General features: G+C 58.5%; 12 protein-coding genes. 7 read left to right on the forward strand and 5 right to left on the reverse strand.

Annotation, left to right across the window (positions count from 1 at the left end; genetic code table 11):
- Window positions 1-6: 6 nt before the first annotated feature.
- The 5 genes from ACA070_RS21560 to ACA070_RS21580 all read left to right on the forward strand — a co-directional run bounded on the left by ACA070_RS21560 (window position 7) and on the right by ACA070_RS21580 (window position 9,456).
- Window positions 7-1,338: a deoxyguanosinetriphosphate triphosphohydrolase gene (locus tag ACA070_RS21560; protein ID WP_497448274.1), complete on the forward strand. Its 1,332-nt coding sequence runs from the start codon at window positions 7-9 to the stop codon at window positions 1,336-1,338.
- Between the two features lie 174 nt (window positions 1,339-1,512).
- Window positions 1,513-1,917, forward strand: coding sequence for a response regulator (locus tag ACA070_RS21565; RefSeq protein ID WP_497448275.1), 405 nt, complete (start codon window positions 1,513-1,515; stop codon window positions 1,915-1,917).
- A 259-nt stretch (window positions 1,918-2,176) separates the two neighbouring features.
- A complete protein-coding gene (locus tag ACA070_RS21570; protein ID WP_497448276.1) occupies window positions 2,177-2,803 on the forward strand; it encodes a response regulator in 627 nt (208 codons plus the stop codon).
- A gap of 10 nt (window positions 2,804-2,813) precedes the next feature.
- Window positions 2,814-6,458, forward strand: a complete 3,645-nt coding sequence (locus ACA070_RS21575; RefSeq protein ID WP_497448277.1) for a transporter substrate-binding domain-containing protein — start codon at window positions 2,814-2,816, stop codon at window positions 6,456-6,458.
- Window positions 6,459-6,507: 49 nt separating this feature from the next.
- Entirely contained in the window at window positions 6,508-9,456 is a 2,949-nt protein-coding gene (locus tag ACA070_RS21580; protein WP_497448278.1) for an HD domain-containing phosphohydrolase, read from the forward strand.
- On the opposite strand, the gene ACA070_RS21585 is transcribed toward ACA070_RS21580, so the two are convergent.
- Together ACA070_RS21585 and ACA070_RS21590 are read right to left on the reverse strand one after the other, a co-directional pair.
- Window positions 9,457-9,939, reverse strand: coding sequence for a GAF domain-containing protein (locus tag ACA070_RS21585; protein WP_094468350.1), 483 nt, complete (start codon window positions 9,937-9,939; stop codon window positions 9,457-9,459). It lies immediately after the preceding gene.
- The gene (locus tag ACA070_RS21590; protein WP_497448279.1) at window positions 9,936-10,826 is read right to left on the reverse strand and encodes an ATP-binding protein; all 891 of its coding nucleotides are present in this window, start codon (window positions 10,824-10,826) and stop codon (window positions 9,936-9,938) included. The genes ACA070_RS21585 and ACA070_RS21590 overlap by 4 nt, the downstream gene beginning before the upstream one ends.
- Window positions 10,827-10,994: 168 nt before the next feature.
- Between ACA070_RS21590 and ACA070_RS21595 the strand changes: the two genes are divergently transcribed.
- Window positions 10,995-13,316: a hybrid sensor histidine kinase/response regulator gene (locus ACA070_RS21595; protein ID WP_497448280.1), complete on the forward strand. Its 2,322-nt coding sequence runs from the start codon at window positions 10,995-10,997 to the stop codon at window positions 13,314-13,316.
- On the opposite strand, the gene ACA070_RS21600 is transcribed toward ACA070_RS21595, so the two are convergent.
- From ACA070_RS21600 to msrB, 3 genes are all read right to left on the reverse strand, one after another.
- Window positions 13,300-13,761, reverse strand: coding sequence for a MarR family winged helix-turn-helix transcriptional regulator (locus tag ACA070_RS21600; RefSeq protein ID WP_497448281.1), 462 nt, complete (start codon window positions 13,759-13,761; stop codon window positions 13,300-13,302). The genes ACA070_RS21595 and ACA070_RS21600 overlap by 17 nt on opposite strands.
- Entirely contained in the window at window positions 13,758-14,243 is a 486-nt protein-coding gene (locus ACA070_RS21605; protein ID WP_438659299.1) for a glutathione peroxidase, read from the reverse strand. Before ACA070_RS21605 ends, ACA070_RS21600 begins: the two co-directional genes overlap by 4 nt.
- Window positions 14,244-14,431: 188 nt before the next feature.
- A complete protein-coding gene (gene msrB / locus ACA070_RS21610) occupies window positions 14,432-14,827 on the reverse strand; it encodes a peptide-methionine (R)-S-oxide reductase MsrB (protein ID WP_497448282.1) in 396 nt (131 codons plus the stop codon).
- 226 nt (window positions 14,828-15,053) lie between these two features.
- Between msrB and ACA070_RS21615 the strand changes: the two genes are divergently transcribed.
- Complete coding sequence (locus ACA070_RS21615; RefSeq protein WP_008030363.1) at window positions 15,054-16,265, forward strand: pyridoxal phosphate-dependent aminotransferase; 1,212 nt, start codon at window positions 15,054-15,056, stop codon at window positions 16,263-16,265.
- The last annotated feature ends 224 nt before the right edge of the window (window positions 16,266-16,489 follow it).

A 16,489-nucleotide genomic window follows, 5' to 3' on the forward strand; every position in this document is an offset into this window, starting at 1 on the left:
CCAGCCTTGGATTGGCAAACCCTGCTTACCCGCGAACGTCTCGGAAAGCCTCTGCACAGCCCGGAAGAACTCGGCCGCAGCCCTTTTCACAAAGACCACGACCGCATCATTTTCTCCGGTGCCTTTCGCCGCCTCGGGCGCAAGACTCAGGTTCATCCGGTCACCAGCAACGATCACATTCACACGCGCCTGACCCACTCGCTGGAAGTCAGCTGCGTGGGTCGATCGCTGGGCATGCGCGTCGGTGAGACCATTCGCAGCGCCCTGCCCGATTGGTGCGAACCGAGCGACCTGGGGATGGTGGTTCAATCGGCTTGCCTGGCCCATGACATCGGCAATCCGCCTTTCGGGCACTCCGGCGAAGACGCGATCCGTCACTGGTTCCAGCAAGCTGCCGGCCGTGGCTGGCTGGACGCCATGAGCGAAGTCGAACGCAATGACTTCCTGAATTTCGAAGGCAACGCCCAAGGCTTCCGGGTGCTTACCCAGCTTGAGTATCATCAGTTCGACGGCGGCACCCGGCTGACCTACGCCACGCTGGGTACTTATTTGAAGTACCCCTGGACGGCAAAGCACGCCGATTCATTGGGCTACAAGAAGCACAAGTTTGGCTGCTATCAGAGCGAGCTCCCGCTACTGGAGCAGATCGCTCTTAAACTCGGCCTGCCGCAACTGGAGGACCAACGCTGGGCGCGCCATCCGCTGGTGTACCTGATGGAGGCCGCGGACGACATCTGTTACGCGCTGATCGATCTGGAAGATGGCCTGGAAATGGAGTTGCTGGAGTACGCCGAAGTCGAGTCTTTGCTGCTCGATCTTGTGGGCGACGATCTTCCGCAAACCTATCGCCAATTGGGCCCACTGGATTCGCGCCGGCGCAAACTGGCGATCCTGCGGGGCAAGGCCATCGAACACCTGACCAATGCCGCCGCCCGGGCTTTCGTCGAGCAACAGGACTCGCTGCTGGCTGGCACACTGCCCGGCGATCTGGTGGAGCACATGCACGGTCCGGCCAAACGCTGCGTCCTGAATGCCAAAGACATGGCGCGCAAAAAGATCTTCCAGGACAAGCGCAAGACGCTGCACGAAATCGGTGCTTACACCACTCTCGAAATCTTGCTCAACGCGTTCTGCGGCGCGGCACTGGAACAACACAACGGTCGAACACCGTCCTTCAAGAGCCGCCGCATCCTCGACCTGCTGGGCAACAATGCGCCCGATCCTCACGGCCCTTTGCACACCTCGTTCCTGAGAATGATCGACTTCATCGCCGGCATGACCGACAGCTATGCCAGTCAAATGGCGCTGGAAATGACCGGTCGTTCAAGCCACGGATGAGCCTGCATCGATCAGCCGCATCGGGGCCTCCTGAGCGGCTGATCGATTTCCTGCGCATTTTTCATTTCAATCGCAGCGTCAACGGAATCGCCCTACACCTTGTGCAGAGCCGACTGATCGATTGAACGGCCTGATCGCGAAATAATCACGCTCCCTCTGCACCACAGATGAAGCATGAAAAATTCTATGTTGAAACACGATTGGCGCATCTTGCTGGTGGAAGACCATCCCTTTCAGCTCAGGGCGACCCAATACCTGCTGGAGAGTTACGGCTTCACTCAACTCACCGCAACTGACAGCGCCGAAGCGGCCTTGCAGCAAATGTTCAAGGCGTCGCAGCCCTTCGACATCCTTCTGTGCGATCAATGCCTGCCTGACCTTTCCGGCCTTGATTTGATCGAATTCGCCAGCCAGCGGGGAATGATCAGGCAGGCAATACTGCTGAGCAGCCTGACGTCCATTGAACTGGACGGTCTTGAAAGAATGGCCGGCAAACACGGACTGCCGTTATTGGGCTACTTGATCAAACCCCTGAAACAATCGGACTTTAGAAAGTTATTGACCTTGGCGTCTTTATAAAAGAACAGCAACAACTACACACTAAAACCCCAATCATTTAAGTCACAAATAAAACACTATAAACCAACCTCTCCGACGACCCGGACACGCCTACAACACTTTCACAAGTCCTCATGCGAAACCTAGTTGATCCGTAGTCTGATTCTTCTTCCGCTGTAGGAATTGTCCTATATTGCCACCACAGGCCCGCGAGTTCATGCCCCCCTCAACTATCTGAGCTAAGGTGCCCGCTTTATTTGAGCGCGTATGGGATTTGATTATGAACTCCGTTTTTATTGTCGACGATCACCCTGTCATCCGTCTTGCCGTCCGAATGTTGCTCGAACATGAGGGTTACAAAGTCGTCGGCGAAACTGACAATGGGGTCGACGCCATGCAGATGGTTCGTGAATGCATGCCCGACCTGGTCATTCTCGACATCAGCATCCCCAAACTGGATGGACTCGAAGTTCTCTCCCGTTTCAACGCAATGAGTACTCCCCTTAAAACACTGGTATTAACCGCCCAGTGCCCGACACTTTTTGGTATTCGCTGCATGCAATCGGGTGCATCAGGTTATGTATGCAAACAGGAAGACCTGAGTGAACTGGTGAGCGCAATCAAGGCAGTACTTTCAGGTTACAACTATTTCCCCAGTCAGGCCTTGAATCCTGTTCGCGTCGACGATGAGCGATACGCCGACCTGGAATTGTTCAAGTCGGTCAACGACCGGGAATTGATGGTATTGCAACTTTTTGCCCAGGGTCGCACTAACAAGGAAATTGCCAAGGGCATGTTCCTGAGCAACAAAACTGTCAGCACCTATAAAAAACGCCTCATGCAAAAACTCAAAGCCAAGTCACTCGTTGAACTCATTGATATGGCAAAACGCAACGCGTTAGTGTGAGAGAGACAGGATGCCCAGTCGTATAAAGGATTATCTGATACTGCTGACCGCGGCTTTATGCCTGAGCACCTCAGTGCACGCGGTACAGACTGCGAGCGAGCACTACACCCTGCTCAGCCGTTCAATGACCGGACACATGGACGTCCAACTGGATAAATCGCAACAACAATGGCTTAACAACAAGCGCGAATTGATACTTGGCACCTCTGCCCCCGACTATCCTCCTTTCGACCTGACCATCAGCGGCCACGATTATGAAGGCTTTACCGCTGACTACGCGGGTATCCTGGGCAAGACCACCGGTTTGCCAGTCAAGGTTCAGCGTTACGCGTCCCGGGGAGACGCGATCGAGGCATTGGAAAAAGGCGAGGTCGACATGCTCGGGAGCGCCAATGGTTTTGAAGCCCGCAATGCCGACATTGTACTGTCCACGCCCTATGCCGTGGATCAACCGGTTCTGGTAACGCGAGAAGGAGAAACAAGATCCCTGAGCGATGGCCTCGCCGGGTTGCGGCTGAGCATGGTGTATCACTATCTACCGCTGGACGAAGTCAAGGCCCTGTACCCGAAAGCGATCATCACCTCTTACCCCTCCTACCAGAATGCAATCAATGCGGTGGCTTTTGACCAGGCCGATGTTTTTCTTGGCGACACCATTTCCACCCATTACATGATCAACAAGGGGTATCTGAACAACATCCGCATGGCCAACTTCGGTAAACACGAGGCCCACGGTTTCAGCTTTGCCGTGAATAAGGACAACCCGGACCTGCTCGGGATCATTAACGCAACCCTCAAGGCGATCCCTGGCAGCGAGCGAGAAAACATCGCCAAACGCTGGAGTGCGGGCAGTGACATTCTTCTCACCGATCAGAAACTGCAACTCACCGACCGCGAAGAACGCTGGCTGGCACACCATCCCGTTGTGCGCGTCGTGGTCAACGAGGCCTTGGCACCGCTGACCTTTTTCGACAGCGACGGCAACTTTCGGGGCGTCTCTGCCGACTTGCTCGAGTTGATCAGATTGCGCACCGGTTTACGCTTTGAGATCCATCGCAGCCGCAACGATGACGAGATGATCGAGCAGGTCAACAGCAACCGGGCCGACCTGATCGCCGCTCTGCTCCCCAGCGCGCAACGTGAAACGATGCTGAACTTCAGCCGCCCTTATCTGGAAAACTCCGTTGTCCTGCTGACTCGCAAAGCGGCTGGCAGCCCGTCAAACCTGACGCAACTGAAGGACCAGCGCCTGGCCATCGCCCAAGGCAATCCAATGGCGGATTACCTGCGCCGCGAGTTCCCGCGAATCCATCTGATCGAAACGCCGGACACCTTCAGTGCCGTGGAACTACTCGCCGAGGGTCAGGCTGAAGGTGCAGTGAGCTCATTGGTGATCGCCAACTATTTCATCTCATCGCGAATTTTCGAGCACACACTTCAAATCAGCACCACCATCGGCACCCGGCAAGCCGCGTTCTCCCTGGCGACCGGGCGCGACGCCAAAGAGCTGGGTTCGATCCTCGACAAGGCATTGATGAGCATCGCGCCGGAAGAGCTGGGCATTATCAACAGCCGCTGGCGAGGCTACTCGTCTGCCTCGCAAAGTACCTGGCGGAACTATCACCGGGTGTTCTATCAGATCGTTCTCGGTATCGGCGTGCTTCTACTGATTTCCGTCACCTGGAACGCTTACATGCGTCGTCAGATCAATCAGCGTCTGGCCGCCGAGCTCGCCTTGAACGACCAACTCGAGTTCATGCGGTCGCTGGTCAATGGAACGCCTCATCCCATCTACGTGCGTGATCGCCAGGGTTTGCTGCAAAGCTGCAACGACAGTTACCTGGAGACCTTCTGCGCCAAACGCGAAGACGTGATGGGTAAAACCGTCATGCAGGGCAGCATGAGCAACTCATTTGAAGCGCATAAATATCAGGCGGATTACCAACGCGTCGTGGCCGAGGGTGTGCCGTTGATTCTCGACCGGCCATTGCATATCGGTGACCGCTCGCTGACGATTTATCATTGGATACTTCCCTACCGGGACTCCAGCGGTGAAGTACAAGGCATCATCGGCGGCTGGATCGACATCAGCGAGCGGCGACAACTTTTCGATGACCTGCGTGCCGCGAAAGAGCGTGCGGATGAAGCCAACCGCGCCAAAAGCACCTTCCTGGCGACCATGAGTCATGAAATCCGAACACCGATGAACGCAATCATCGGCATGCTCGAACTGACCCTCAAGCGTATCGATCACAACCACCCGGATCGCCCGGCCATTGACGTGGCCTACCACTCGGCGAAAGACCTGCTGAACCTGATCGGGGACATTCTCGATATTGCGCGAATTGAATCCGGGCGCCTGAGCCTGAGCCCGGAACGCGTCAACCTGAGAGAAACCGTGGCGTCGGTGGTGCGGATCTTCGACGGACTGGCCCGCCAGAAAAATCTTGGCCTGCGGCTGGACTTCAACCCTGCCGAACCACCCACCGATGTCCTGCTGGACCCGATGCGCTTCAAGCAGGTGCTGTCCAACCTGGTGAGCAACGCCATCAAGTTCACCGAACAGGGCCAGGTCCGGATTGTGGTCGAGCTGCATCCGACCGACGAACCCGAGCGGATATTGCTGCAGTTGCAGGTTGAGGACAGCGGGGTCGGGATCAGTGAACAGGATCAACGGCGTTTGTTCGAGCCTTTTGCCCAGGCCGATAATGCCGGGCAGTCCGTCAGAGGCGGTGCGGGGCTTGGCCTGGTGATCAGCCGCAGTCTGTGCGAGATGATGGGCGGCAGCCTGCAATTGAGCAGCCAGGCCGGTATCGGTACTCAGGTCCAGGTCTCGCTGAACCTTGCAACGCTGCCAGCCGAGCGGGTGACGAAAACCGCTGAACCGCCTATCCATGCAAGCGCGGCTACGCTGAACGTCCTGGTGGTCGATGACCATCCCGCCAATCGCTTGCTCATGTGCCAGCAACTGGAGTTCCTGGGACATCGCTCCAGCGCCGCACCGGATGGCGCAGCGGGGTTGAAAGCCTGGAAGGACGAGTTGTTCGATCTGGTGATTGTCGATTGCAACATGCCGATCATGGATGGATACGAACTGGCTCGCACCATTCGCCAACATGAACAGCAAACCCAGTGCCGGCCTTGTACCGTGCTGGGGTTCACCGCCAATGCACAGCCCGAAGAAATCCAACGCTGCAAACTCGCCGGAATGGACGACTGCCTGTTCAAACCCCTCAGCCTGACAGCCTTGAGTCAATGGGTTGGAGGCGTTGCGCCGATGGTCCGCGCCCCAGCCTTCAGCCTTGCAGGGCTGCACCTGTTAACGGGTGGCAGCCCTGCACTCGACCAGCGATTGTTGTCCGAATTACTAAACAGCAACCGTCTGGACCGGCAAGAATTGCTGGCGTTGTCCCCCTCAGAGGACCGGCAGTCTTTCATCGACGTTGCCCACAAAATCAAGGGTGCTGCGCGAATCGTCCAGGCGTGCCGATTGATCGACAGCTGCGAGGCGCTCGAAAACGCCTGTCATGAAGTGTCCCACCCTGACGAAGTCGTCAATTGCACCAAGGCCATAGACCGCGCCATGCTCGAACTGGAGCAGGCATTGCAACAACAGATAGGCCAAAACGACAAAAGCAGAATGATGGAGCCTTAACTATGCTTGGACGCTGAGCAGTGTGTTAACCATCATGGAGAGACCCGCAATGCCCAGCCCACTGCGCCCGGATCAACGCCGGTTTCCCCTGCACATCCATATCAGTGTGATGTTCACCTTCCTGTTATTGCTGACCGGCGTGGTGTTGGGCATTTTCAATTACGGCCAAACCACGCAGATCATTCTTTCCAGCAGTGAAAAGCTCTTCAATCGCATCGAACAGGATGTACGCCTCGACCTGCAAGGCACCTATGAACCGATTCGTCATCTGCTGAGCCTGCTGGCGGACTACCCAGCGACCCGGGCATCGGATCTGGAGCAGCGCCTGGCGTTGCTTCAGCCTTTCAGCCAATCGCTCAACGACAACCCCAACCTGGCATCGTTGTACCTGGGCTACGACAATGGCGACTTTTTCATGGTTCGCCCCCTGCGGACCACAGCCATGAGAACCGCCCTGAAAGCCCCGGACACGGCGGCGTTTCAAGTCTGGAGCATCGAACGCAATGGCAGCAGTGGTCAGATCCGCTCTCAATCCCTGTTTTTTGATCAGTTCCTGACACTCGTCAATCGTCAGGACAATCCCGAGGAAACTTACGATCCCCGTACCCGCGCCTGGTTCTCCAGCGCGCTCGGCGATGTGGGCCAAATCACCACCGAACCCTACGTTTTTTTCTCCACCCACAACGTCGGCACCACCCTGGCCCGGCGCAGTGGTGAGAACGCGGTGATGGGCGCCGACCTGACGTTGGCGGAATTGTCCGCCACCCTCGCCAAACATGTGGTGACACCCCATACCGAAATCGTGCTGTTCGATGCCCAGGGCAATGCGATCGCCTACCCCGACAGCAGCAAACTGATCATCGACGACCAGACTGCTCGCCTGAGCAAAGCTGCCGACCTGAGCCCAGGCCTCGGTGCCCTGCTCACCCATCCTCCCGCCGGCAATCGACTGGACGCCGCCGGTCGGCAATGGATCGTGGCGCGTAGCAGCATGACGGAGGGCGGCCCTCAGGGGTTGCAACTGGCGTTGCTGGTGCCAGAGGACGAATTGCTCGCCGATGCCTATCGCATGCGCTGGCAAGGCGCGCTGATTACCCTGGCGACATTGCTGCTGTGCCTGCCCGTGGGATGGTTGACCTCAAGAGTCCTGGTCAAGCCGCTGCGCACGCTGGTGCAGGAAGCTGACGCGATTCGCAGTTTCAACTTCAACTTTCCGCCCAGTCGTCGATCGCCGGTGCTCGAAGTTGACCAACTGAGCGTGTCGATGGCGCGGGTGAAGGACACCCTGGGCAGTTTTTTCCAGATCACCGATAGCCTGAGCGCCGAGACGCGCTTCGCGCCACTCCTGCAGCGGGTGTTGTTCGAAACCGTGAAGATCGGCCAGGCCCAGGCCGGTCTGATTTACTTGCGCGAACGTGACAGCGATCGCATGGAGCCCCAAGGCCTGGTCATCAATGGAACGTCACAGGCACTGCCGTCGTTCGGTGTTCAAGGACACGAACTCCAGGACCCGCAAAGCCCCCAGTGGTTGCAGCAGTTGTCGAACGCCGACAATGTCGTCACCAATCTGGGTTTCGAACAGGCGGGGGATTTGCAGAAGGTGATGCTCGCGCTGGAATGCCCCCGGGTTCACCTGATCGGCATCCGCTTACACAATCGGCACAATGAAACCGTGGGCCTGTTGACCCTGCTGTTGACCGACAGCGGTACACAAAGCGACCTGGAAAAGCTTCGCCCGGACCGCATCGCCTTTCTCCAGGCTGTTTCCGGCGCGGCCGCCGTGAGCATTGAGAGCCAGCGTCTGCAAGCCAAGCAGAAACAATTGCTGGACGCCTTTATTCAACTGCTGGCCGGTGCGATCGATGCCAAAAGCCCCTACACCGGAGGTCACTGCCAGCGAGTGCCGGAACTGACCCTGATGCTTGCCCAGGCGGCGGCCGCCAGTCAGGCCCCGGCCTTCAGCGACTACCAACCCACCGAAGACGAGTGGGAAGCCCTGCACATTGCGGCCTGGCTGCACGACTGCGGAAAGGTCACGACACCTGAATACGTGGTCGACAAAGCCACCAAACTTGAGACACTGAACGACCGCATCCATGAAATCCGCACCCGTTTCGAAGTCCTCAAGCGTGATGCCTGGATCAACTTTTGGCAGGCCATTGCCCTGGGCGGTGACGAACAGCACCTGGCCGAATTGCGCAATGCCAACCTGGCCGGGCTGGATGATGATTTCGCCTTCGTCGCCCGCTGCAATCTGGGCGCAGAGGCCATGGCCGAGGCCGATCTGCAACGTCTGCGCAGCATTGCCCAGCGCAACTGGACCCGAACCCTGGACGATCGACTCGGCGTGTCCTGGGAAGAGAACCGCCGCCAGGCACAAACCCCGGCGCCGACCTTGCCGGTCAGCGAGCCGCTGTTGGCGGATAAGCCCGAGCACTTGTTCGAACGCGCCGAAAGCGAGCTGATCCCGGAAGATAACCCTTGGGGTTTCAAGCTCGATGTCCCGCACTACAAGTACAACCGGGGCGAGCTCTACAACCTGAGCATCGCCCGAGGCACGCTGACCCGCGAGGAGCGTTACATCATCAATCACCACATGGTGCAGACAATCCTGATGCTCAGCCACCTGCCCTTCCCCGGCCACCTCAACAACGTCGCAGAAATCGCCGGCGGCCATCACGAGAAAATGGACGGCACCGGTTATCCCAAACAGTTGAAACGCGAAGAAATGAGCCTGCCGGCACGGATGATGGCGATTGCCGATATTTTCGAGGCGCTGACCGCCGCCGATCGCCCCTACAAGAAGGCTAAATCCTTGAGCGAAGCGCTGGGCATCATGGCCACCATGTGCCGCGACGCCCATATCGATCCAGAGTTGTTCGGCCTGTTCATCAACGCCGGAATTTATTTGCAGTACGCCGACCGATTCCTCGATCCACGGCAGATCGATGCAGTCGACCCGTCAAGCCTGCTGGTCAAGGCCGGCTTGAGGGCGTGATCAGCAATCGGTCAGTCGCAGGAAAATCGCCGCCAGTTGCTCGATACCGGCCTGATCGTCAGCGGTAAACCGCGCCAGGCTCGGACTGTCGAGGTCCAGCACACCGATCAGGCGACCGTCCTTGACCAGCGGCACAACCAGTTCGCTGTTTGATGCGCTGTCGCAAGCAATGTGCCCGGGGAACGCGTGAACGTCTTCGACAAGCTGGGTCTGCAAGGTCGCCGCCGCCGTCCCGCACACGCCACGACCGAACGGAATGCGTACACAGGCGATTTGCCCCTGAAACGGGCCCAGTACCAGTTCTTCGTTGCGATTGAGGTAGAAACCGGCCCAGTTCAGGTCGTCGAGCTGGCTGTACAGGAACGCTGAAAACTGTGCGGCGTTGGCGATGAAGTCACGCTCGTCCGCCAACAACGACTCCAGCTGCGCCCATAACATGCCGTAACCGTCCAGGCCTTGGCCGCTCTTCTGTAAATCGATCATGCTTTGTGCTCCAACAGCTTCAGCCCCACCCAATAGCGGGCAAATTGATACGCGCAGCGTCCATTGCGATTGCCCCGGCCCGTGGCCCAGCGCACGGCGAGGATGTCCAGTTCTTCGTTACGCTGCCACTCGAGGCCGGATTTCTCGGCCAATTGACCGATCCAGTGCTCGACGACATTAAGGAAGTGCTCTTGAGTAAACGGATAGAACGACAGCCACAATCCAAAACGGTCCGACAGCGCGATCTTGTCTTCCACCGCCTCGCTGGGATGCAGTTCGCCGTCAACCCTTTTCCAGTTTTCGTTATCGCTCTCTTTCTCCGGCACCAGGTGGCGACGGTTGGAGGTGGCGTAGAGCAAAACGTTATCCGGCGCCTGTTCCAGAGAACCGTCGAGCACGCTCTTGAGCACGCGACAATCGCCTTCGCCCGACTCAAACGACAGGTCATCGCAAAACAGCACGAAACGCTGGGGCAGCTTGGCGATCTGTTCGACCACGCGCGGCAGGTCCGCCAAGTGATCGCGCTCGATCTCGATCAGCCGCAGGCCCGCCTTGGCGTGTTCAGACAGCAAGGCGCGCACCAGCGACGACTTGCCGGTGCCGCGCGAACCCCAGAGCAGTGCGTGGTTCGCGGGCATACCGTCGAGGAACTGTTGGGTATTACGCCCCAGTTGCTCCACTTGTCGGTCGACACCGATCAGGTCGGACAACCGCGTGTCGAGACTGACGTGCAGCGGCAGCAGAAAGCCGCTGCGACCCTCGCGTTGCCAGCGCGCTGCCAGGCATTGCGTCCAGTCGATGGCTTGCCGATGCGCAGGCAAGAGCGGTTCGATACGGGCCAGGACGGCATCGGCGCGTTCAAGAAAAGCATTCAATCGGGAATCCACGTCTTCTCCTCGGGCACGTTCACAGTGATGATGGCATTACAGCGACGGTACGCAGCGTTCGGTATCCGGTTCATCCCTTGTTGCACAAGGGCTCGCGAGAACATCGGTATCCATGCATGATCGACTATGCTTGAGCAGCGAAGGGAAACGGAAGTGGTTCAACACCCCATGGATATCAAATTCACCCAACGGCTGTCTTACAAGCAAGCCAGGCTGACTGTGCTGGTCGGTTTTATTCTGGGCACGCTGCTCAGTCTGCTGCAGATCGGCATCGATTATGCCAGCGAAGACGCCTCCATCAACCGCGAAATCCTGTCTTTGCTGGAAATCAGCCATAACCCCGCATCCCGTATCGCCTACAACATCGACGCCGAACTCGCTCAGGAACTGACCATGGGCCTGTTACGCTCACCGGCGATCGTCGGCGGGCAACTGACGGACAACAACGGTACCGTTCTGGCCAGCGTCAAACGTGAGACCCAGCAAAACAATTACCGGATGATCAGCGACTTCCTGTTCGGCGCCAACCGCCAGTTTGAAGACCGCCTCTACCTCGATCACTTGCCGGACGAATCCCTCGGGACCTTGCGACTGGAAGTCGATACTTATGCCTACGGCAGCCGCTTCCTGCGCCGGGCCGAGGTGACGCTGCTCAACGGCTTCGCTCGCAGTCTGATCCTGACCGGCATCCTGTTGGCGCTGTTCTACGTGATGCTGACAAAACCGCTGGTGCGGGTTATCCGCGAACTCAGCGGACGCGATCCGCGCAGCGCGGAACCGACCTTGCTGGACTACCCGAGCGGGCATAAAAACGATGAAATCGGTGTCCTGGTCAAAGTAGCCAACCAGCAATTCGAGAACATCGCCACCGAAATCCAGCAGCGACGCAACGCCGAAAACCGCCTGACCGACTACCTCGGGCAACTGGAAAACATCGTCTCGGCGCGCACCGCAGAACTCAAGGCGATCAACGCCAGGCTCAGCCAATCCAACCAGGAACTGGAAGTCGCGCGCAGCACCGCCCTCGATATGGCCGAGGCACGCTCGGTATTCCTCGCCAACATGAGCCATGAAATCCGCACGCCGCTCAACGGCCTGTTGGGCATGATCGCGCTCTCGCTGGACGGCCCACTCAACGCCGAACAACAGCAACAGCTGTCCATCGCCCATGACTCGGGCAAAGTCCTGGTGGAGCTGCTCAACGATATTCTCGACCTGTCGAAATTCGATGCCGGCCAGCTCGAACTCGAACACATCCCGTTCGACCTCGGGTCGCTGATCGAAGACACCGCCAACCTGCTGTCCCAGAACGCCGCGCCCAGCGTCGAGTTGACTTGCCTGATCGATCCGCACTTTCCAGCGTTGGTGCTGGGGGACCCCACCCGCGTCCGGCAGATCGTCAGCAACCTGTTGTCCAACGCCCTCAAGTTCACCCGATTCGGTCGGGTCGATGTGCGTCTTTCAACATTTGAAGATGGCGTCAGAATCGAAGTCTGCGACACCGGTATCGGGATTGCCCAGGATGCGCAGGTCAAAATCTTCCAGCCCTTCACGCAGGCGGGCGCGGGCATCACCCGACAGTTCGGTGGCACCGGGTTGGGCCTGGCGCTGACCTATAACCTTTGCGAAGCCATGCAGGGCCGCCTGACCATCAGCTCGGAAGCGGGTTTCGGCAGCCAGTTCTGCGCCGACCTGCCGTTACCCTGCCACACCCGTGCCATGTCCCCGCAGCCTTTACCGGGCAAGGTCATCGCGATCACTGCGGCCAACAGTGGCCTGGCGGAACTGTTGAAAAACCTGTTGCCCGGCTGGGGCCTGGATTATCAACAACGCTCCATCGATGACTCCTTGATCGGCCTCGACCCGGATGTGCTGATCACCGACTGCCCCGAATGCCTGTTTGGCCTGCGCCCGACCCTCGACGCCCCTATTCTGCTGGTGACCGCCTACGGCAGCTTCATGCCCAGCGAAGAAGCGAGTGGTCTGGCGCCCCTGCAACAACAGGCACGACCTCTGGCGCGAAATGCGCTTTATCAGACATTGCGCCGGGTGCTGCAGCCGGAAAGCAACCTGATCAACGGTGCCCGGGTCGAAGCCCTTACCCCGCAACGACGCGGACGCGTCCTGCTGGTCGAGGACAACCCGGTCAATCAATTGGTGGCCAAGGGCATGCTCGGTAAACTCGGTTGCGAGGTGATTGTCGCCGCGCACGGTGCCGAAGCCCTGGATCAGCTCGAGCACAGTGAATTCGATCTGGTGCTGATGGACTGCAACATGCCGGTGATGGATGGCTATGAGGCCAGTCGGCAAATCCGTCGCAGCGGGCGCTGGCCACAATTGCCCATCGTTGCCTTGACCGCCAACGCCATGTCCGAGGAACGCGAACGCTGCCGTGTGGCGGGCATGAGTGACTACCTGGCCAAGCCCTTTCGCCGTGAAGAACTGGCCGCCCTGCTCGACCTGTGGATACCGACTACGACAGCGCTTTGATTTGCCCCAACAGGTGATCCAGACCGTTGCGCAGATCATTCAGGCGATCCAGATCGACACCGCTGTCGCACAACAACCGGGCCTTGAGCGGCCCGACCTGATCACGCAAGGCCTTGCCGGTTGTCGAAAGACTCAGGTGCACCTCCCGCTCATCGCGCACCGAACGCTGGCGCTGCACCAGTTGCAGCTGCTCAAGACGCTTGAGCAACGGCGTCAGGGTGCCGGAATCCAGCGCCAGACGTTCGCCCAGCGCCTTGACCGTCGGCTGTTCCGGCGCCGCCTCCTGCCATTCCCACAACACCAGCATCGCCAGGTATTGCGGATAGGTCAGGCCAAGTTGATCGAGCATCGGCTTGTACGCGCGGATCACCGCCCGAGAAGCGGCATACAGCTTGAAGCACAGCTGACTGTCGAGCTTCAGGGAATCGACTGACAAAGTGTTCATTTGAGCAGGGCTTCGATCTCGCGGCTCAGGTCCTGCGGTTTGGTCGCCGGAGCGAAACGCTTGACCAACTGGCCGTCCTTGCCGATCAGGAACTTGGTGAAGTTCCACTTGATGCCTTGGGAACCCAGCACGCCCGGCGCACGTTTTTTCAACTGCACGAACAGCGGATGGGCGCCGGCACCGTTGACATCAATCTTCTTGAACAGCGGGAAGCTGACACCGAAGTTCAACTCGCAGAACTCGGAAATCGCGCCTTCGTTACCCGGCTCCTGCTTGCCGAACTGATTGCAGGGAAAGCCGAGTACCACCAGGCCTTGATCCTTGTAGGTCTGCCACAACTCCTCGAGACCTTTGTATTGGGGGGTGAAACCGCATTTGCTGGCGGTGTTGACCACCAGGACGGCTTTGCCGGCGAAATCGGCCAGGGTTTTTTGTTCACCTTTGATGGTGGTCACCGGGATGGTCAGCAGGTTGTCGCTCATGGCTTGGGCTCGATATAAAGAAACAAGCACTGAACATAGCGAGCAATTGAATTGTGTGCAATTTAAATTATTGAACGCCGATCGTCTGCAGGAGCGAGGGTTGCTCGCGAAGGCACCGGGTCAGTCAACATCGGTGTTGAATGTCAGGACGCCTTCGCGAGCAAGCTTCGCTCCTACAGGGGCTCGCGTCAGGCGCGCGGCACCAGGTCCAGGCACACCGAGTTGATGCAATAGCGCAGACCGGTCGGCGGCGGGCCATCCGGGAACACGTGCCCCAGGTGCGCCTCGCACTTGGCGCAGACCACTTCAGTGCGGACCATGCCGTGGCTGACGTCACGGATCTCGACCATCGCACTCTCGCCGATCGGCGCGTAGAAGCTCGGCCAGCCGCAGCCCGAGTCGAACTTGGTTTTCGAATCAAACAGCGGCTCTTTGCAGCAGATGCAGTGGTAAACGCCGTCAGTTTTGGTGTCGTTGTATTTGCCGGAGAACGGCCGTTCGGTGCCCTTGAGACGGCAAACGTTGTACTGCTCTGGATCGAGCATCGCCTTCCATTCTTCCAGGGTTTTTTCCAACTTTTCCATCGTCACACCTCAGCAGCTGAAAAAGCCCGATCTGTACCTTTTCCACGGATCGGGCGGCACGTATGATTGCGCCTCGTCAAACGCCAGTCTGGCAGCCAGACCACGCGCATTCAAACGGATTTATGGGTGCTGCATTTCAAGGCGCCGGGCCTGTGTGAATACGCAGGATTCCCAGTACGGTAGTTCATACGCCGCCTGGATCGTTCATTTTCGGGAACACATCGCCATGCAGGTCAGCAAATCGAACAAGCTCGCCAACGTCTGCTACGACATTCGCGGCCCAGTGCTCAAGCACGCCAAGCGCCTGGAAGAGGAAGGTCATCGCATCCTCAAGCTGAACATCGGCAACCCGGCGCCTTTTGGTTTCGAAGCGCCGGACGAAATCCTCCAGGACGTGATCCGCAACCTGCCGACCGCTCAGGGCTATAGCGACTCCAAGGGCCTGTTCAGTGCGCGCAAGGCCGTCATGCAGTACTACCAGCAAAAACAGGTGGAAGGCGTCGGCATTGAAGACATCTACCTGGGCAACGGCGTTTCCGAGCTGATCGTGATGTCGATGCAGGCTTTGCTGAACAATGGCGACGAAGTGCTGGTGCCAGCGCCTGACTATCCGCTGTGGACCGCGGCCGTGAGCCTGTCCGGCGGCAACCCGGTGCATTACCTGTGCGACGAGCAGGCCAACTGGTGGCCGGACCTGGCCGACATCAAGGCCAAGATCACCCCGAACACCAAGGCCCTGGTGATCATCAACCCGAACAACCCGACCGGCGCGGTGTATTCGAAGGAAGTGCTGCTGGGCATGCTGGAACTGGCTCGCCAGCACAATCTGGTGGTGTTCTCCGACGAGATCTACGACAAGATCCTGTACGACGATGCCGTACACATCTGCACCGCGTCCCTGGCGCCGGACCTCCTGTGCCTGACTTTCAACGGTCTGTCCAAGTCCTATCGCGTCGCCGGTTTCCGTTCCGGCTGGATCGCCATTTCCGGCCCGAAACACCACGCCCAGAGCTACATTGAAGGCATCGACATGCTGGCCAACATGCGCCTGTGTGCCAACGTGCCGAGCCAACACGCGATCCAGACCGCACTCGGGGGTTATCAGAGCATCAATGACCTGGTGTTGCCGCAAGGTCGCTTGCTGGAACAGCGCAATCGCACCTGGGAATTGCTCAACGATATTCCGGGCGTCAGCTGCGTCAAGCCGATGGGCGCGTTGTATGCGTTCCCGCGGATCGACCCGAAAGTCTGCCCGATCCACAACGACGAGAAGTTCGTGCTCGACCTGCTGCTCTCCGAGAAGCTGCTCGTGGTACAAGGCACGGCCTTCAACTGGCCTTGGCCGGATCACTTCCGTGTCGTGACTTTGCCACGGGTGGACGACCTGGACATGGCCATCGGCCGGATCGGCAACTTCCTCAAATCCTACCGTCAGTAAACTGATGTTCACCGTGCGACGCGTGCGTTTGTCGCACGGTGATTAATTCAGCAACATATCTTTGCGCCCTGCCAGACATCACTGCGCTTATCGCTGATTGATGCCCTGCTTCGTGGCCGCGTCTAACAAAGACGGGGCCTGCGACGCGAATTGCCTGTCAAACGCATCCGGCATCCCCGTCGGAAATGCCCTTCAAGCAGCTAGACTGTTGCCGTAGGACACAG

The organism is Pseudomonas sp. LBUM1678 (assembly GCF_059695575.1).